This is a genomic window from Janthinobacterium sp. UMAB-60 (assembly GCF_900095235.1).
In the GTDB taxonomy this organism is placed as follows: domain Bacteria; phylum Pseudomonadota; class Gammaproteobacteria; order Burkholderiales; family Burkholderiaceae_D; genus Janthinobacterium.
Genome location: NZ_LT607490.1, coordinates 175,930 through 195,080, shown reverse-complemented (window position 1 = coordinate 195,080; position 19,151 = coordinate 175,930). Strand labels below are relative to the sequence as shown.

11 protein-coding genes are annotated in these 19,151 nt (G+C 64.8%); 3 read left to right on the top strand and 8 right to left on the bottom strand.

Annotated elements, in window-relative coordinates; genetic code table 11:
* Positions 1 to 401 precede the first annotated feature (401 nt).
* Positions 402 to 2,054, top strand: a complete 1,653-nt coding sequence (locus K0F86_RS27855) for a PAS domain-containing methyl-accepting chemotaxis protein (RefSeq protein WP_219135311.1) — start codon at positions 402 to 404, stop codon at positions 2,052 to 2,054.
* Here K0F86_RS27855 and K0F86_RS15935 read toward each other — a convergent pair.
* The 8 genes from K0F86_RS15935 to K0F86_RS15900 all read right to left on the bottom strand — a co-directional run bounded on the left by K0F86_RS15935 (position 2,051) and on the right by K0F86_RS15900 (position 12,302).
* Positions 2,051 to 3,337, bottom strand: a complete 1,287-nt coding sequence (locus tag K0F86_RS15935) for a DUF445 domain-containing protein (protein WP_219135310.1) — start codon at positions 3,335 to 3,337, stop codon at positions 2,051 to 2,053. The genes K0F86_RS27855 and K0F86_RS15935 overlap by 4 nt on opposite strands.
* A gap of 60 nt (positions 3,338 to 3,397) precedes the next feature.
* Positions 3,398 to 4,795 (bottom strand): amino acid permease, encoded by a 1,398-nt coding sequence (locus tag K0F86_RS15930; RefSeq protein WP_306823206.1) that lies wholly within the window; start codon positions 4,793 to 4,795, stop codon positions 3,398 to 3,400.
* 201 nt (positions 4,796 to 4,996) lie between these two features.
* Positions 4,997 to 6,784, bottom strand: coding sequence for an MFS transporter (locus K0F86_RS15925; protein ID WP_219135309.1), 1,788 nt, complete (start codon positions 6,782 to 6,784; stop codon positions 4,997 to 4,999).
* 198 nt (positions 6,785 to 6,982) lie between these two features.
* Positions 6,983 to 8,077, bottom strand: coding sequence for an N-acetylglucosamine-6-phosphate deacetylase (locus K0F86_RS15920; protein ID WP_219135308.1), 1,095 nt, complete (start codon positions 8,075 to 8,077; stop codon positions 6,983 to 6,985).
* 3 nt (positions 8,078 to 8,080) lie between these two features.
* Entirely contained in the window at positions 8,081 to 8,848 is a 768-nt protein-coding gene (locus K0F86_RS15915) for a DeoR family transcriptional regulator (RefSeq protein WP_101481082.1), read from the bottom strand.
* A gap of 34 nt (positions 8,849 to 8,882) precedes the next feature.
* Positions 8,883 to 10,226 carry a D-tagatose-bisphosphate aldolase, class II, non-catalytic subunit gene (locus K0F86_RS15910; RefSeq protein ID WP_219135362.1) on the bottom strand — a complete coding sequence of 448 codons (1,344 nt, stop codon included), beginning with the start codon at positions 10,224 to 10,226 and terminating at the stop codon, positions 8,883 to 8,885.
* Positions 10,226 to 11,179 (bottom strand): ROK family protein, encoded by a 954-nt coding sequence (locus K0F86_RS15905; protein WP_219135307.1) that lies wholly within the window; start codon positions 11,177 to 11,179, stop codon positions 10,226 to 10,228. Before K0F86_RS15905 ends, K0F86_RS15910 begins: the two co-directional genes overlap by 1 nt.
* The gene (locus K0F86_RS15900) at positions 11,166 to 12,302 is read right to left on the bottom strand and encodes an SIS domain-containing protein (RefSeq protein WP_219135306.1); all 1,137 of its coding nucleotides are present in this window, start codon (positions 12,300 to 12,302) and stop codon (positions 11,166 to 11,168) included. The genes K0F86_RS15905 and K0F86_RS15900 overlap by 14 nt, the downstream gene beginning before the upstream one ends.
* A 347-nt stretch (positions 12,303 to 12,649) precedes the next feature.
* Here K0F86_RS15900 and K0F86_RS15895 point away from each other — a divergent pair, with 347 nt between their 5' ends.
* Positions 12,650 to 16,000, top strand: coding sequence for a TIM-barrel domain-containing protein (locus tag K0F86_RS15895; RefSeq protein WP_257572182.1), 3,351 nt, complete (start codon positions 12,650 to 12,652; stop codon positions 15,998 to 16,000).
* A 100-nt stretch (positions 16,001 to 16,100) separates the two neighbouring features.
* The gene (locus K0F86_RS15890) at positions 16,101 to 19,046 is read left to right on the top strand and encodes a TonB-dependent siderophore receptor (protein ID WP_219135305.1); all 2,946 of its coding nucleotides are present in this window, start codon (positions 16,101 to 16,103) and stop codon (positions 19,044 to 19,046) included.
* Positions 19,047 to 19,151 lie beyond the last annotated feature (105 nt).

Sequence of the window (19,151 nt, the reverse complement as noted above, 5' to 3'; positions counted from 1 at the left end):
CTTAGGAATCATCATACCTCAAATAAAATTGAATGCAATGAATTTCATGATTTTAATGATTTGTATTTCTGGCGCAACTGCCATCACAGCCCTGAATTTACCAAAAAACAAGCAGTTTTCCTCTGTTGAGCGGAAAAATCTCTCATTTTCAATATTGTAAAAAGTAACAAATTCGGTTAATTTTTTAATTAAATGTTGTATTTGGTAAATTTATGTAGCAAAATAAATTTGATCTACATCAAAAAGATGGCGAATAAGGGCAAGAAATGCAGAGGGCGTGGTGCCTTTGCACTTGTTCATCATCAGGGAAGGAAGAGGCGAACGCTGCTGAGGCCAGGGCGTCAGCTGGCTGGTTTCCGGATGGCGCCGTCATTCGGTTGTGCTGGATTGGGGAGACGAACATGCGTACAAATATGCCGGTAACGAATAGGGAATATGTGCTTCAGGATGGCCAGACGGTGGTCTCGAAGACTGACCTGCAGGGCAACATCACCTATGTCAACCAGGATTTCATCGACATCAGCGGCTTTTCGGCCGAGGAGCTGATCGGCGCGCCGCAAAACATCGTGCGCCATCCGGACATGCCGGTCGAAGCGTTCGCCGATTTCTGGCGCACCATCAAGAGTGGCAAGGCATGGACGGGCATGGTCAAGAACCGCTGCAAGAATGGCGATTACTATTGGGTGGAAGCGAATGCCGCGCCGATGCTGGAGCAGGGCAAGATGGTGGGCTACACCTCGATCCGCGTCAAACCCAGCCGGGAACAGGTTGCCGCCGCCGAACAAGCTTACCGGGCCATCAAGCAAGGCAGCGGCACGCTCGAAGTGCGCGAGGGCGTGGCCGTGCAGCGCTCGGTCTTGCGGCACCTGAACCCGATGGCGCAGTTGTCGCTGCGTGCCAGGCTGGGCCTGGTGTTTGGCACGCTGGCGCTGCTGTTCGTTGCCGCGCCGGCCATCTCTTACGTGGCCGCCGGGCATGCCGGCATGCCGATGTTGTTTACCGCCCTGTGCGGCGTGGTGTCATGCGCTGCCGGCGGGTATACCTTGCAGCGCTCGGCCGTGACGCCGCTGCAGCGCATGCGCAGCGATATCGAGCGCATGAGCGCGGGAGATTTGTCGGCCAGCATCAGCGCCAGCGGCAATGATGAATTGACAGCGGTGGCACAGGCGCTGCGCGTGCTGCAGACGAATGTCAAGCTGCTGGTCGGACAAATCAAGGAATCGACGGGCGTGGTCGGCCGTGGTGCGCAGGAAATCGCCGCCGGCAATGCGAACCTGTCGCAGCGCACGGAGTCGCAGGCCAGTGCACTGGAAGAGACGGCATCGTCCATGGAAGAGCTGACGGGAACGGTCAAGCAGAATGCCGATAATGCGCGCGAGGCGAACCGCCTCGTCAGCGCTGCCTCGGAGACGGCGCACAAGGGCGAGCAAGCCATGTCGCAGGTGATTGCCACCATGGGGGCGATCCAGGAAAGCTCGCGCAAGATCGTCGACATCATCGGCGTGATCGATGGCATCGCCTTCCAGACGAATATCCTGGCCCTGAATGCGGCCGTGGAGGCGGCGCGCGCTGGTGAGCAGGGACGTGGCTTCGCCGTGGTGGCGTCCGAAGTGCGCAACCTGGCGCACCGCTCGGCCCAGGCGGCCAAGGAAATCAAGGTCCTGATCGGCGACTCGGTGGACAAGGTGGGCGTGGGCAGCCGGCTGGTGCAGGATGCCGGCAAGACCATGGGGGATATCGAGCAATCGGTGCGCCAGGTGGCCGGCTACATGGCCGACATCACGGCCGCCAGCCAGGAACAGAGCGAGGGCATCGAGCAAATCAACCAGGCCATCACGCAGATGGATGACGTGACGCAGCAAAATGCGGCCCTGGTCGAACAGGCTTCCGCCGCGGCCACCGACATGCAGCAGCAGGCCGTGCAACTGGCGACCCTGGTTGATGCCTTCCAGCTGGTGCGCAGTGCTCCTGCCCGCGTGGTGGCACGGCAGCCAGCCAGGGCCGCCGCAGCGCGCCAGCAGTTATCCGTGACGAGGATGGTAAACAGTGCTTAAAACGCCTGGCTGACTGAATAAATCAGCAAGCCGGCCAGGCCGCCGACGATGGTGCCGTTGATGCGGATGAATTGCAGGTCGCGCCCGATGGCCAGTTCGATGCGCTCGCTCATTTCGTCCTTGCTCCACAGGTCCAGCCGTCCGGCGATGAAGGCGCCCACTTCGCCCCGGTAGCGCCGCACCAGCGACCCGCTGCCGGCGACGATGGCGTCGTTCAGCCACGCACGCGCGTGCCTGTCCTGGTCCAGCACCTTGCCCGTGTTGCGCGCCAGGCTGGCGATCGCTTGCGCCAGCACGGGCGCGTCCGCGTGCAGGTCGGCCAGCAGGCGTGTGCGGATGTTGTTCCACAGCTCGCCCAGCATGGCTTGCACCGTGTCGCTGGCGATCAGCTGCAGCTGGTAGCGGCGCACGGTGTCCTGCCACTGCGGGTCGGCCTTCAGGTGCAGGGCGCTGTCGGCAATCCAGCCGGCGATGCGCTGGCGCAGCGGGTGCTGCGCATCGACGCGCACGGCGACGGCAAACTTTTGCAGCGAGGCGATCATGCGCGGCTCATACGCTTTCACGGCCTTTTTCACCAGCGCGTTCTCGATCTGGAAGGCGCCCAGCACGAAGTCGCCGATGGCGGCGTGGTGTGCCTCGTCGTCCAGGTAGGCGGCGCCGCGGTCGAGCAGGAAGTCCAGCAGTTCCTGCGGCTTGCCGTCGGCGATCAGCGCGTCGAGGCAGTCGGCCGCCACCTCCGACAGATTCAATTGGCCCAGGTAGCTGCTGGCCTGTTCGCGCAGCAGCCGGCCCAGTGTGTCGTGATCGGCCATCGCCAGCAGCTGTTTCAGCACGCCGGCGCTGGCCATGCCCAGTTGCCGCGCGTGGACCTCGTCACTGAGCCAGGTGCCCAAGCGCGCGGCGGGGTCGGCTTGCACGATGCGCTCGGCGATGCCTTGTTCGGTAATGAAATGGTTTTCCACGAAGGCACCCAGGCTGCGGCCGATGTCCGCCTTGCTGTTCGGGATGATGGCCGTATGCCACAAGGGGATGCCCAGCGGGTGGCGGAACAGGGCGACGACGGCGAACCAGTCGGCGATCGCGCCCACCATGGCCGCTTCGGCGAATGCTTCCACATAGCCCCAGGCGGAGTGGCCGCCGCGCTGCGCGCGGGCCACGGCGAAGACCAGCGCGGCCAGCAGCAGCAAGCCGACGGCCAGCCGCTGCATGTGGCGCAGGCGCGCGCGCTTGAGCTGGTCCGTGCTCTGGTCCAGCTGCGCGATGAGGTCGGGGGAAGGTTGCATGGATGGCGGCCTGCAGGGTTGCGAGACCGCCATCTTACTGCGCTGGGCGCAGTGACGGGATTACTGTTGCGGATGCAGCAGCGAACGGCGGCGCGCGTAGCCGAAGTAGATGACCAGGCCGATCACCAGCCAGATGGTAAAGGCCATCCAGGTGACCCAGCTGAGGAAAGTCATCAAGCCCACGCACAGGATCACGGCCAGCGCCGGCACGTATGGCACGCCGGGGCAGCGGAAGGCGCGCGGCAGGTCCGGGCGCTTCTTGCGCAGCACCACCACGGCAATCGACACCATGGTGAAGGCGGCCAGGGTGCCAATGTTGATCAGCTCGGCGAGGATGTTGAGCGGGATCGTGGCGGCGATCAGGCCGAAGACGATGCCGACCAGCCAGGTGGCGAAGAACGGCGTGTGGAAGCGCGGGTGCACGGTCGACAGGCGCTTGGGCAGCAGGCCGTCGCGCGACATGGCGAAGATGATGCGCGTCTGGCCGAAGGCCATCACCAGGATCACGGTGCTCATGCCGAGGATGGCGCCCAGGTCGACGAAGCCGGCGATCCAGTTTTCACCCGCATACTGCAGGGCCAGCGAGACGGGGTGATCGACGCCGAGGAATTTTTGATACGGCACGATGCCCGTCATGATGGCCGAGACCACCACGTACAGCACGGCGCACACGGCCAGCGAGCCGATGATCCCGATGGGCAGGTCGCGCGACGGCTTCTTGACTTCCTCGGCGGCCGAGGTGACGGCGTCAAAGCCGATGAAGGCGAAGAAGACGAGGGCGGCGGCGCTCAGCATGCCGTGGTAGCCGAACGGCATGTAGGGCTGCCAGTTGGCCGGCTGCACGTGGCGCGCACCGAAGATGATGAACAGCAGCACCACGCCCACCTTGATGGCCACCATGATGTTGTTCAGGCGCGCCGATTCGCGCACGCCCCAGCCCAGCATGGCCGTCAGCAGCAGCATGATGACCAGGGCCGGCAGGTTGATGAAGGTCGTCACCCCGGGCAGGGCGCCCGGCGCGGCCGACAGGGCCGCGGGCAGGGTGATGCCAAAGCCGGCCAGCAGCGACTGGAAGTAGCCGGACCAGCCGACGGAGACGGCCGCCGCGGCCAGGCCGTACTCGAGCAGCAAGTCCCAGCCTATCATCCAGGCGGCCAGCTCGCCCAGGGTGGCATAGCTGTAGGTATAGATGGAGCCGGCCACGGGCACGGTGGAGGCGAATTCCGCATAGCACAGGGCGGCGAAGCAGCAGGCAACGGCGGCCACGACGAACGACAGCGACAGGGCGGGGCCGGCCGTCAGCGCGCCCGTGCCGGTGAGCACGAAAATGCCAGTGCCGACGATGGCGCCTATGCCCATGAGGACAAGGTCGAACGGTCCCAGCACCTTGGCCAGTCCTCCCGGCTTCTTGCTGTGGGCGATCATGTCATCCAAATTCTTGGTTCTAAATAAGCTCACTGTGTCTCCTGGTGGTTTTTGTCATGGCGCCATTGCCGCCTCGTGAGTAGCACGACGCAGCCAGATTCTAGCCCACGCGCCCGTGATTCCAGAAGGAAAACTGTGCCGTGCCGTGCGCGCCAGCCCCGTAAACATGTTCGGCAGGCAAAAAAACAGCCCCGGATGGTGGTCCGGGGCTGGAAAGGAGACTGCTACTAATGGTTACCTGGAAAAGTGCGCTTCAATTTCTTCCAAAGTCTTGCCTTTCGTTTCCGGCAGCAGGAAGGCGGCGGCCAGGAAATACAGCACCGTGCAGCCGGCGCCGAAGAAGAACAGCGTCGAATAGCCGTGCAAGCCCACGGTGGGCAGGAAGATGGCGGCGATCACCGTCGAGACGAACTGGTTCACCAGCAGCGCGATGCTCATGCCGTTCGAGCGGATACGCGTCGGCATCAGTTCGGACAGGGCCAGCCACACGCATACGCCCGGCCCCACGGCAAAGCTGGAAACGAACACGCAGATGGCGATCGCCACCAGCCAGCCGTGCGAGGACGAGGGCACGGGACCCAGGCTGGCCTTCTCGATGCGCAGCGGCGCCTCGCGTCCGGCGGCCGGGTCGGCGAACGGGTTCAGGTGCAGCTTGCGGAAGAACACGCCGATCACGCTGTCGGCCTGCACGGCGTCGTCGCGGGCAATGCTGACCTGGCGCAGCACGGGGTCGTCGCTGCGCAGGCTTTTCACGTTGGTGAACGGGCCGTAGGCGTAGGCGATGGTCAGCTGCTGCGGGGTGCCGTCGGCCGCCGCGCCCAGCGCCGTCAAGGTGGCCGCATCCAGATGCAGGGTCAGGCCATCGGCTTGTACCTGGGCGGCGATGGCGGGGCGCACGTCGGCCAGGTGCGCTTCGGCGCCGCGGAACAGCAGCCCGGCCGCCAGCAGCGAGACGACGATGCCGCCCGTGCCCAGCATCAGCAGGAACTTGCGGCCCTTGCGGTCCACCAGCAGCACGGCCACCACCGTCATCACGGCATTCAGTACTTTCAGCAGCACGTCCGCCATGTTGGCCGAGGCGCCCGACAGGCCCGCCTGGTTGAGGATATTGACGACATAGGCGAGGATGGAATTGATGCCCGTCGCCTGCGTGCAGGCGAGGATCAGGCATGCGAGCAGGAAGGGCAGCACATAGCGGCGGCTCAGCAGCGGGTCTTTCGCCTTGCCGCTGGCCTTGGCCGCATTCTCGGGCGTGTCGAGCATCTCGCGCAGTTCGATGTCGGCGGCGGCGGGCAGGCGCGTGCGCAGCAGCGACTGGCGCGCCTGTTCGATGCGGCCCCGTTGCGCCAGCCAGCGCGGCGACTCGGCCAGCAGCAGGGCGCCGATGGTAAACACCAGGCCCGGCGTCAAACAGACCCAGAAGATGCTGCGCCAGGCGTGGTCCTTGGCCGTGAAGATGGCGGCGATGCGGCCCGCTTCCGGCAACGCTTGCGCCGCCTGCGTGGCCGTTTCCACCGTCTGCGCTTGCTGCAGGCCGATCAGGGCGGCGGCCACCAGGCCGATGGTCAGCAGCAGCTGGAACAGGGCGGCGCCCCGTCCGCGCTGCTGCGCGGGCAGGCATTCGGCCAGGTACAGGGGCACGACGACGCCGATCAAGCCGCCGCTGATGCCTTGCAGCAGACGGCCCAGCAGCAGCGGCGTGTAGCCGTCGGCCAGGGCGATCAGCGGGATGCTGGCGCTGAACAGGGCGCCGGCCAGGAACATCACCCAGCGCCGGCCCAGCAGGTCGGCCAGGGCGCCGGCGAACAGCGAAGACAGGACTGAACCCAATAGCACGGCGGCGACGATAAAGCTCAACTGCTGCGCCGTCAGTTTCCAGGCCACGGAGGCCGTCGATTCCAGGTAGGGCAGGGCGCCGGCGATGATGCCGATGTCTATGCCGTACAGCAATCCTCCCATGCCGGCAATAAATAGCAGGTAGCGCATGGCCCACACGGGGGCCTTGTGTGACGTGTCGTGCATGGTAACTCCGGGACGGGGTTGAGGTAAGTTGAGGTGGTCTAAGTAGGTCGCAATAAATTATTGTGATTTCTGACTTCCATAACCGGCGCTCTGCGGTGTTGCCCGCTGCTAGCAGTGCTCGCACTGCGTCGCAGCTGGCGCCTTGCAGAGCATCCGATTCTGTTCGTCATAACTTCACAATAATTTCCCACGACCTACTTAGCGGGTGGAAAGATCGATGGCCGCGCCTTCGACGAAGACGGACACTGGCTGTAATTGGGAATCGAGGACGACGATATCGGCCCAGGCGCCCGGTGCCAGGCGGCCCCGTTCGGATTCACCCAGGTAGTCGGCGGGATACAGCGAGAGGCGATTCGAGGCGTCGGCCAGGTCCAGGCCCAGCTCGACGAAATTGCGCAGGGCCTGGTCCATGGTCAGCACGCTGCCGGCCAGCGAGCCCGTGGCCAGGCGCACGCAGCCCAGGCATTTGTACACGCGCTGCGTGCCCAGGCCGTATTCGCCATCGGGCATGCCGGTGGCCGAGGTGGCGTCCGTCACGCCATACAGGCGGGGGATGGCGCGCAGGGCCGCGCGCAGGGCGCCCTTGGCCACGTGCTGCAGGTCGGGGATGATTTCCGCGTATTCGGCATGCGCCAGCGCCGCGCCAACCATGCCGGGGTCGTAATGCGTCATGCCCGTCATGCCGTTGTACAGGTGGGTAAAACCGGAGACGCCGGCGTTGAGCGCCGCCACGCCTTCGTCATACGTGCCGGCGCTGTGGCCGATCTGCACGCGGATGCCCATCGCCGCCAGTTGCGGGATCAGCTCCAGGTGGCCGGGGATTTCCGGCGCCATGGTGAGTACCTTGATGGGCGCGATGGCGTGGAAACGCTGCACCAGCGCCAGGCTCGCTTGCACCACGTCGGGCGGCTGCGCGCCCAGGCGGTGCAGGTTCAAAAACGGGCCTTCCAGGTGCACGCCCAGCATGCGCGCGCCGTTGGCCGGGCGCTCGGCGATGACGCCGGCCAGGCCTTGCAGGGCGCGCAAAATCGACGGTTCCTTGGCCGTCAGGGTGGTGCCCAAGAGGGCCGTGGTGCCGTGGCGCGCATGCACCCGCGCCACGGTGGCGCCCGCATCGCCGCCTTCCATGATGTCGACGCCGGCCGCGCCGTGCACGTGCAGGTCGATAAAACCGGGCAAAATGGTCAGCGCGCTGTCGGCGGCAGGGTCTTCTTGTATCTGGACGATGCGCTGGTCAAAGGTGATGGTGCCCGTGATCCAGCCAGATGGGGTAAGGATTCTGCCGCTCAGCATGTGTTATTCCGCTATAAAAAGTTCGATGCCCAGCTTTTGCAGCCCTTCGCGGTACTCCTGGCTGATGCTGGCATCGGTGATGACGGTATCGACGCGGTCCAGCTGCACGATGCGGTGCAGGCTGACGCGGCCGAACTTCGAGGCGTCCGTGAGGACGATGATTTTCTTGGCCCGTTCCACCATCTTGTGGTTCAGGCTCGCTTCCGCTTCGTGGTGGGTGGTGACGCCGAACTGCAGGTCGAAGCCGTCCACGCCCAGGAACAGCTTGTCGAAGCTGTAGGCCTGCAAGCAGGTTTCCGCCTGGCTGCCCTGGATCGACAGCGACTGCTTGCGCAGCAGGCCGCCCGTCAGGATCAGGTCCACGCCGGGCGCGTCGGCCAGTTCCCATGCGATGTTGAGGCCATTCGTGGCCACCGTCACGCCCGTCGCATCGCGCAAATGGCGCGCCAGCGAGATGGTGGTGGTGCCCGAGTCGATGATGATGTTGTCGCCCGGTTCCACCAGCCGCGCCGCATAGGCGCCGATGCGCTCCTTTTGCTCGTGGTTGATGGCATCCTTCTGGCGTATCGTATGCTCGGGCGGCGGCGTGCGCGTCAGGGTCGCGCCACCGTGGCTGCGCGTGGCCATGCCTTGCGCTTCCAGCGCATTCAAGTCGCTGCGGATGGTGACCGCGGACACGCCGAGCTTTTCCACCAGATCGGTCACTTGCACCGAGCCCTGCTGGGTAAGCATTTGGAGGATGGATTCACGGCGTTGGCTGGTATTTCGCATGGTGGCGGGCTCAGTAAAAATGAAAATATCGAGCTTAACAGATTGCCGCTTCGGCAACGACGGCGACGGCCGTATTGCGGTTGCAGGCGCGCGCATATTGCGCCAGCAAGCTGCCGATCTTGTGCTCGATCAGGGCCGGCGCCTCGGCTGCCAGGCTGCCCTGCAGCACGGCCAGGTACTGTTCCGGCAAATGCTGGCTCAGCAGCGGCAGCGGAATCGTCAGGGCGTCGAGGTTGGCCAGCAGCTTGGCGACGGCGGCAGCCACTTCCGGCTCGCCCCAGTAATAGCGGCAACGGTCGCTCAAACCGTAGCGGCGCATCAATCGCTGTTCTTGCGGCGTGCCCAGGTAATGCTTGATCCAGTGCTTCGGCTTGGCCAGCATCACATCGTCGAGCACCTGCATCAGCTGCGACGTGGCGTGCGCCGGCAGCAGTTCCTGCTCGATCTGGCACAGCGCGTACAGCGCCTCGCGCAGGGCGAAGGTGGCGGCCGGCCCCACTTTCAGGATGGCGAAATGGTCGCGCACCATGGCGTGCAGCGCCGATTCGCGCTGGTAGTCGGTGGAATGGGCTTCGAACACGAGGCCGGGCTGCTCGGCGACGAAGGCCGACAGTTCGGCGGCGGCATCCGCATCGTAATGCTCGATGCTGCTCTGGTCGAAATCGACGCCCGGCTGCACCACCATGGCGATGACGCGGCGCCAGGCGCCATGCAGATCGTTTTCCATGAAGGCGCGGCGGTGCACGTCCAGCGTGCGGTGCGCGGCCTGCGGGCTGGTGACGGCGCCGGCCTGCGCCAAGGACGCTTCGCCGCCGGGAATCGGCACTTCCGTGCCGATCACGTAGACGGGCGGCGCGAAGCCGGCGGCGGCGGCGGCCGCTTCGGCGACGAGGCACAGGCGCGCCGAGCGGGCGGCCACGGTTTCATCGTCGAGCTGCAAAGGGTCATCAACGCAGCGCATGCTGCAATCGAGATGGATTTTATGAAAGCCGGCCGCCGCATACGCGGCGATCAGGGTCTCGGCGTGGGCCATCGCGGTGGCCGCATCGAGGTGCTGCCAGGCGTTCGGGCCAAGATGGTCGCCGCCCAGCACCAGGCGCTCGGTCGGGAAACCCTGTTCCCGCGCCAGTGCCAGCATGGTGTCGCGGAAAACGACCGGCGTCATGCCCGTGTAGCCGCCGAACTGGTCGACCTGGTTCGAGGTCGCTTCGACCAGCAGCACGGTGTCGTATTCGCTGGCCACGCGCATGGCGGCGCGTAGCACGCTCGGGTGGCTGCAGCAGACGGCGTACAGGCCCACGCGTTCGCCGCGGCGGTGCGCCTTGATCACTTGCTGGATCGGAGACAAGGTAAAAGTCGGGTTTTCCACTTGCTTCATCATGTTGACGCCTTGGTATGTTGTCGTATCAAAAGGGCCGCGCCGCGCGCGCCGCCGGCGTCGCCAAAGCGGGGTGGCAAAATGGGCGGCACGTGCACGCCGGGGAACAGATGGCGCTTGACGGCGGCCGGCAGCTTGTCGTACAGGTGCGGCAGTTTGGACAGGCCGCCACCGAGCACGATGACGTGCGGGTCGTAGGCCAGCACCAGGCCGGCCAGCGCGTGGCCCAGCACATCGAGGTGCACGGCCACCGTGCGTTCGGCCACGGCGTCGCCCATGTTGGCACGGGCGACGATGGCCAGCGGCTCGGCGCCGTCGCCGCCAAAGTGCGCGTGGAGTTTGCGCATGGCGGGGCCGGAGACATAACGTTCCAGGCAGCCCGCCTTGCCGCACGGGCACGGGTATTCGGCCAGGCCGTGCTGCGCCAGCAGGGTGGCGGGCAGGCTCCAGTGGCCCCATTCGCCGGCCACGCCGTTGAAGCCGCGCAGCAGCTGGCCGCCCACGCAGTAGCCGCCGCCGGCGCCCGTGCCGAGGATGGCGCCGAACATGCTGGCGGCATTCCCGGCCGCGCCGCCTTGCGCTTCGGATAGGGCGAAACACTGGCAATCGTTGCCGATGGCGACAGGGCGCTGCAAGGCTTGCTGCAGGGTTTGCGCCACCAGGCGGCCGTTCAGGGCCGGCACGTTGGAACTCAGTTGCCGGCCGCTGGCGCTGTCGATCACGCCGGGCAAGCCGATGCCGACGGGCGCCGTCGTGCCCAGGGCGGCGTCGCCGCGCGCCACCAGGTCGACGATCGCTTGCACGAAGGCGGCAAAATCGTCACCGGGCGTCGCCACCCGTTCGCGGAAAACTTCCGTCAATGCCCCGTCGCGGTCGGCAAAGGCGACCAGCTCCATCTTGCTGCCGCCGATGTCGATGCCGTGAAAGCCCTGGATGGAATTAGAATTGGTCATGGCCATAGATGGTGACGCCCTGCACGACACGGTTGACGATGCCGCCGGCGAATGGATTATCGGGGCGCAGTTGCAGCAGCGCGGACTGGTGCAGCGCATATTGCTGCGCCATCAGCAGCCACAGCGGGGCCAGCCAGGCGTCGGGCCAGGCCGGCGCGTCGGCTGACAGGTCGCCGCCGATGCCCACGGTCAGGCAGCGCTGCGCCACGCTGTCGCGCTGGAGTTCTTTCAATAAATCGTCTTCGTACTGGCGCGCCAGCGGCTTGCTGCTGCGCAGCAGGATCACCAGCGACTCCGTGGTGACGGCCGATTTCGGGCCGTGGCGGAAGCCCAGCGCGGTATTCGCCATCGCCATCACGCGGCCACCCGTCAATTCCAGGATTTTCAGGGCCGCTTCCTTGGCCAGCGCTTCCAGCGGGCCGCTGCCCAGGTAGACCACGCGTTGCACGGGTGTTGAACCCAGCTCCGCCACGGGCGCCGACCAGTCGCGCAAGGCTTGTTCGCCCAGCTGCGCCAGCGTGTCCAGGCGAGACAGATCCGTATCCTGGCCCAGTACCGACAGGGCCGCCAGCAGCATGCTGCTAAAGCTGCTGGTCATGGCGAAGCCGCGGTCGCAGCTGCCTTCCGGCATCAGCAGATTATACGTATTGCTGTCATTGGCGCCCTGGCGCGCCAGCTTGCCATCCGCGTTGCAGGTGATGTTCAGGAAGCGCGCGCCGGGCACGACCTGGCGCAGCAGTTCCACGGCCGCCAGGCTTTCCGGGCTGTCGCCGCTGCGGGCAAACGAGACGAGCAGGGTAGGCGCATCCGCTTCCAGGTACAGCTCGTGGTGCGTCAGCAAAGTCGTGGTGGCGATGGCGCGGATCTGCGCGGGCCAGGCCGCATTCAGGGTGTCGACGACGATTTCGCCCACATAGGCCGAGCTGCCGGCGCCCGTCAGGATGACGCGCTGCTGCGGATTGGACAGCGCGTCGCCCAGGAAGGCGGCCAGGCTGGCTTGCTCGTTGCGCAAAATGCCGGCCAGCGCGCGCCAGATGGCCGGCTGGTGGGCGATTTCCTCGGCCGTGTGCAGGCCGCCGATGTCGCGCCAGGTTTGAATGTCACGCTGAAGAAGGGTAGTCATGGAGTGTCAGTAAAGTGTTTGTTGGAGAAAGCATAAATACTAAATTTCGAAAAGTCAAATACGAAAGTAAAACGAAAGTAAATAGTTGCATGGCTTGCGAAATAATGTCGTTTTATCTGCTTTCAATCGTGTTGCAGTGCCGCATAAAACCCAGTCGTGCTGCCGCCTGTCGCTGAAATGCGACGATAACGAAAGTATCTTTTGTGACATTTTGGTGAAACGTAAGATTAATGCGCTATTTTTGGGTATTTTATTAATAAATTGCCGCTTTAACTTTCTTTTTGTTGACGATATTTATTTTTCTTCTTAAAGTATTTCCATCACTTCGATTTTCTGAAAGCCGCCAGATGAAACCTCTCCCGCTTCCCCGCCGCGCCCTTGCCGCCTGTGTCCTCGCCGCCCTCGCCACCCTGGCCGCGCCGGGCGTGCAGGCCGTGCCTATCGGCAACCTGACAAGCCTGAGTGCCGTGCATGCGGCCGACGTGGCCAAGGGCGAGGCGCTGGGCTGGGATCTGCGCAGCGACACGGGCGTGCAACTGCGTATCAGCCTGCCGCAGGCGGACGTGCTGCGCATCCAGGCGGGCGGCAAAGGGGGCTTGACGGGGCCCGGCGACAAGGCCGCGCCCATCGTCGTGGGCCAGCCTGCCGCGCAGGTGGCGTACCAGATCAATGAACAGCCCGACCATATCCTGATCAGCACCGAGGCCCTGAGCCTGCGCATCGACCGCAAACCCTTGCGCTTTACCTTGTTCCGCAAGGGCGACCTGGTGCCGCTGTGGCGCGAAGTGCAGCCGCTGTCGCTCGACGACAAGCAGGGCGTGCAGGTGCTATCGAGCCTGCCGGGCGAGCGTTACTTCGGCGGCGGCCAGCAGAATGGCCGCTTCGAATTCAAGGGCAAGCAGGTGCCCGTGTCGTATTCGGGCGGCTGGGAAGAGGGCGACCGGCCGAATCCCGCGCCATTCCTCATGAGTTCAAGGGGCTGGGGCGTGCTGCGCAATACCTGGTCCGACGGGAACTACGACCTGCGTGACAAGGAGCAGATCTCGCTGCAGCACGCAGAAGGCCGTTTCGACGCGTATTTCTTCGTCGGCAAGGACTTGCGCGACGTCGTCGCCCGCTACACGGACTTGACCGGCCGCGCGCGCATGCTGCCCCGCTGGGCGCTGGAATACGGCGACGCCGATTGCTACAACGATGGCGACAATGTGAAAAAGCCCGGTTCCGTGCCGAAGGGCTGGACCGACGGCCCCACCGGCAAAACGCCGGACGTGGTGGAAAGCGTAGCGCGCCAGTACCGCGAACACGACATGCCGGGCGGCTGGATACTGCCCAACGACGGCTATGGCTGCGGCTACACGAACTTGCCGGAAACCGTGAAGGGCTTGGCCGGCTATGGCTTTCGCACGGGCCTGTGGACGGAAAACGGCGTCGACAAGATCGCCTGGGAAGTGGGTCAGGCGGGCAGCCGCGTGCAAAAGCTGGACGTGGCGTGGACGGGCAAGGGCTACCAGTTCGCCATGGATGCGAACAAGTCGGCCTACGACGGCATCCTGAACAACTCCGACAGCCGCCCCTTCCTGTGGACGGTGATGGGCTGGGCCGGCATCCAGCGCTACGCCGTGGCGTGGACGGGCGACCAGAGCGCCAGCTGGGATTACATCCGCTGGCACATCCCGACCCTGATCGGCTCGGGCCTGTCCGGCCAGGCATATGCATCGGGCGACGTGGACGCCATCTTCGGCGGCAGTCCGGAAACCTATCTGCGCGACTTGCAGTGGAAAAGCTTTACGCCCGTCCTGATGGGCATGTCCGGCTGGGCCGCAGCCGAGCGCAAGCATCCGTGGTGGTTCGACGAGCCGTACCGCGACATCAACCGCCGCTATCTGAAGCTCAAGATGCGTTTGACGCCGTATATGTATACCCTGGTGCGCGAAGCGGAGCAATCGGGCGCGCCGCTGGTGCGCGGCCTGATGTGGGATTACCCGCAAGACCCGGCCGCCTACACGGAAGCGTATAAATACCAATTCCTGCTGGGGCGCGACGTGCTGGTGGCGCCCGTCTACCGCAGCCAGGCCGTCAGCGGCGGCTGGCGCAAGGGCATCCACCTGCCGCAAGGTACGTGGTACGACTACTGGGATGGCCGCCAGGCCACGGCGGACGCGAAAGGGCGCGACCTCGATCTCCAGGTCACGCTGGACAAGCTACCCGTGTTCGTGCGTGCCGGCGCCATCCTGCCCATGTATCCGGAAATGCTGTACGACGGCCAGAAGCCGAAGGACCAGCTCACGCTGGACATCTACCCGCACGGCGATTCCGACTACACCCTGTATGAAGACGATGGCAACACGCGCCAGTACCAGGGCGGCGCCTTCAGCCAGCAAGTCATCCGCATGCGCCAGACGGGCGGCGATGTGCATGTCGACATTGGCGCCGTCGATGGCCAGTACCAGGGCCAGGAAGCGCGCCGCGGCTATGCGCTGCGCATGCTGGCGGGCCAGGCACCGGCCGCCGTGCGCGCTGGCGAACGGCTGCTCGCGGCAGCCGCCGACCGCGCCGCCTACGACAAGGCGCTTGATGCCTGGTATTTCGATCCTGCCGACCGCCAGGGCACCCTGCACGTGAAAGTGGCGGCGCAGGATATCCGCCAGCCCCTGGCCTTGCACGTCGATGGTGCGCTGGCCGTGGCGAGAATCGATGCAGACTTCCCGGCCGCCCCCGTGCCGGGCCGCGCCTTGCCGGCCGACGCCATGCAGGTGGTGGCGCGTCCGGCCGAAGAAAACGGCTATCCGCTGGAAAACGCCTTCGACGGCAAGCCGGAGACCTGGTTCCGCACCGTGCGCAGCCCGTCCGTGAAAAGCGGGCCGCATGAATGGGTGATCGGCTTCACGGAGCGGCGCCTGGTGGACGGCATCGAACTGGCGCCGCGCAACGACCAGCACTGGAAGCATGGCCAGGTGCGCGATTACGAAATCTACATCGGCGACAACAACGGCGAATGGGGCGCGGCGCTTGCGCGCGGCACCCTCAAATTGCAAGAGGGTGCGCAGACGATCAATTTCCCGGCCACGGCAGGGCGCTTGCTGCGCTTTCGCGTCATGAGCACGCAAAATCCGGAAGGCGATGGCGCCGCGTCCACCGACCCGATGGTGACGGCGGCGCAAGCCGGGCCGGTGGCGCGGGCGTTCGACGCGGCGCTGGCCACCGACGTGGCGCCCGTGACCCTGTCCGAGTTCCGCGTGCTCGAGCACCGCGTGGCCGAAGGCGAAGAGGTGCAGCGCTATCTGTCGGACCTGGCGCTGCCGAAGCATATCGCGAAAGACCGGCCGGCCGGCAAGGCGGCCGAGATGCGCATGAACGGGCTGTGGTTCCGCAAGGGACTCGGCGTGGGACCGGCCAGCCGCATCGACTTGCAACTGGCGGGCAACTGGAATCTGCTGCGCGCCGACCTGGGCGTGGACGATAGCTGCCGCAGCGCGGGCGGCTTGCAATTCCAGGTCTGGAGCGGTGAGCGGCTGCTGTATGACAGCGGCCTGGTCACGGCTCCCGGGGTGGTCAAACCCGAAATCGACGTGCGCGGCCTGAGCCAGCTCAGTTTGCGCACCCTGGGCGCGCGCGGCGCCCACCCGGCCCAGGTCTGCGGTAACTGGGCCAACGCCGTACTGACCGGCACGGAGGGCGCGACAGTCAAGCCGCGCTAGACATACTTCATCATTTCACTAAAAACGAGCCCCTCTTCGGACCGGGGAGGGGCTCTTGCAGCCTGACGAAAACAAATCACTTATAAAAAGGGAGATGGGAATGCACTTGAAAAAACTGATGGCCGCCATGGTGGCGGTAGGGTTGGCGTCGACGGCGCTGGCGGCGGAGGAGGAGAAGCTGGCGCGCGTCGAAGTGACGGGTTCCAGCCTGAAGCGCATCAACGCGGAAACGGCGTCGCCGGTACAGGTGATCAACGCCAAGCAGATCGAAAACATGGGTGCGCTCACCTTGCTGCAAGTGCTCGACAACCTGCCCGCCGCGCGCCCCGCGCAGCAGGACTTCCGCTCGATGTTCACGGGGTCGGACGGCGGCTCGCAAGCGAACTTGCGCGGCTTGGGGGCGCAGGGCACGCTGGTGCTGCTCAATGGCCGCCGCCTGTCCTTCTACGGTGCGCCGGCCGGCTTCCAGACCATGTTCGTCAATATCGACGCCATCCCGGCCGCCGCCATCGAGCGCATGGAAATTTTGACGGATGGCGCGTCGGCCGTGTATGGCTCCGATGCCGTGGCCGGCGTCATCAACGTGATCACCAAAAAATCGTATCAAGGCCTGGAAGCGCGCGCCAACGGCGAGTTTTCGCCCAGCGTGAAAGCCTATGGCGAGCGCCAGGCCAGTGTCTTGTATGGTCTGGGCGACCTGGCCAGCGACGGCTACAACATCTATGGTTCCGTGAACGTCTACCAGCGCGACCGCATCGCCCTGGCCGACACCTGGCAAAAGCGTCCCGCGTATTTTTATGCGAACAATCCGAATTTCATCCCGAACATGCGCGTGGGCGTCGGCAGCGAACCGGGCGTGATGAACCCGGGGACCTTCTTTGTCTTCGACAAGGCGAAGAACAATGCGCGCACCCAGCGCGCCGCGCCCGGCTGCAACAACAGCATCACCGAGGCGTCGGGTAGCCGCTGCGTGTGGAATGCGCTGCCCAACCAGCTCGACACGGGGCCTACCTCGGAGCGCGCCACGGCCTACCTGAGCGGCCGGCTGAAACTGGGCGGCGACATGGAAGCGTTCGCGGAAGGCGCCTACACCCACATCAAGATGCGCGGCGAGAATGGCCCGTCCAGCTTCAACAGCGGCAGCACGAATAACTGGTTCGCGCGCAACACAGGCAACACCCTGAACACCTTCGCCACGCCCTTCCTCAGCCCGAACAACGTCTACCTGAAAGGCAAGCTCGATGCCGATATGGTGGCCAAGATGGGCGGCGCGGCCGGCTTGAATTACCTGCTGCAGGATGCGACGGGCCACTTCGGCCAGAAGAATGTCGATGAAAACTACCGCGCGCTCGTCGGCCTGCGCGGCAGCATCGGCGGCGGCTGGGATTTTGAAACGGCGCTCAGCGTGGCGGGCAGCCATTCGACCCTGTTCCAGACGGCGAACATCAACATCAAGGGCTTCGAGCAGGCGTTTGGCCCGTTCACGAAAGACCCCGTCAGCGGCCGCACGTATATCTCGGACAATCCCGCCTACAAGTTCGGCGAAATCAGCGACGCCAACGCGGCGCTGGTGCGCGCCGCCTATCCGACCTTCGCCATCGAATCCTGGACCAAGCTGATGACGTGGGACGCGAAGGTCGAAGGCACCCTGTTCAAGCTGGGCGAACGCGAAGTGCGCGCCGCCGTGGGCACCAACATCATGCGCGAGAGCTTTCTCACGCCCGGCAACGCGGATGCGGCCAATGGCCTGATCACGCAGCAGGGCGGTTCCTGGTTCGATGGCAAGCGCACCATCGCCGCCGTGTTTGGCGAAGTGGTGGTGCCGCTCAGCGACACCCTGGAAGTCAACGCGGCCGCGCGCCTGGACAAATATCCGCATTTCGCCGCCAATCTGGCGCCCAAGCTGGGCGTGATCTGGCGCGCGCGGCCCGACCTGATGCTGCGCGGGACGTATTCGGAAGGCTTCCGCGCGCCCAACCTGGCTGAATCGGGTTCGGGCGGCGTCTTTGCGCAGGTGGGCGGCATCCGCGACACGGTGCGCTGCGACGAAACGAATGCCATGGCGCGCGCGCTGATGAAGTCAAAAGTAGCGACGGATGCTGACCTGGGCAAGAGCCTGCTCAATTCGAACTGCTCCACGACGGTGGGCGGCCTGACGCCGCCGAACCAGAACCTGCGTCCGGAAAAGGCCAAGATTTCCACCGTGGGCCTGGTGCTGCAGCCGGCCAAGGACGTGAGCATCTCCATCGATTACTGGTTCATCAACCGCCGCGACGAAATCGTGCGCCAGGACTTCAACGAGCTGTTTACGGAACTGGTGGACAAGTACGGCCCGACCCTGGCCGGCACGTCAAGCGCCATCCGCAACGACCTGACGGATACGGACCGTGGCAATGTGGCGGCGGTGGCGGCCATGTGCGCCAATCCCGCCAACGCGGGCGTGTGCGCGGGCGGCGTGCCGCGCTACTCGGTGGGCAACCTGGGCGGCTTGATCAACTCGTATTCGAACCGTGGCCGCACCCTGATGGACGGCGTGGACATCGATGCGCGCACGCGCTTTGCGCTCGGTGACTGGGGCAAGCTGAGCACCGGCATCGCCGCCACCATCCGCAAGCGCGACACCCACGACAGCGAAGACGGCAGCGACATCAAGGGCAATACCGTCGGCTACTACGATTCGCCGCGCTACCGCGCCACCGTGAATGCCGACTGGAGCTACCGCAACTTCGTCAGCAGCGTGTTCGTCAACTACTCGGGCAAGACGCGCTGGGCCTATGGCCCCTGGGACAAGGACAACACGCCGGAAAACTGCACCGCCGCCTCGGTATCGCTGCCGGCCGGCCAGTGCAAGGGCGCGCCGTCGTACACCACGGTGAACCTGGCCTTCAGCTGGAAGCCCATCAAGCACCTGGACGTGGGCCTGAACGTGAAAAACGCGTTCAACAAGCAGCCGTACTACGACCCGAACGGCTGGGAAGGCTACAACCATAGCCAGGACCTGTTCGGCCGCCAGTTTGCGCTCTCGGCCAGCTACAAGTTCTTTTAAAACGTGACCTTGCCCCGGCCCGCCTGTGCGGGCTGGGGTATTGCCATGGAAAAGAAAAACAATATTCCGAAATATGCAATACGAAAGATAAGCGTAAGTGAAAGC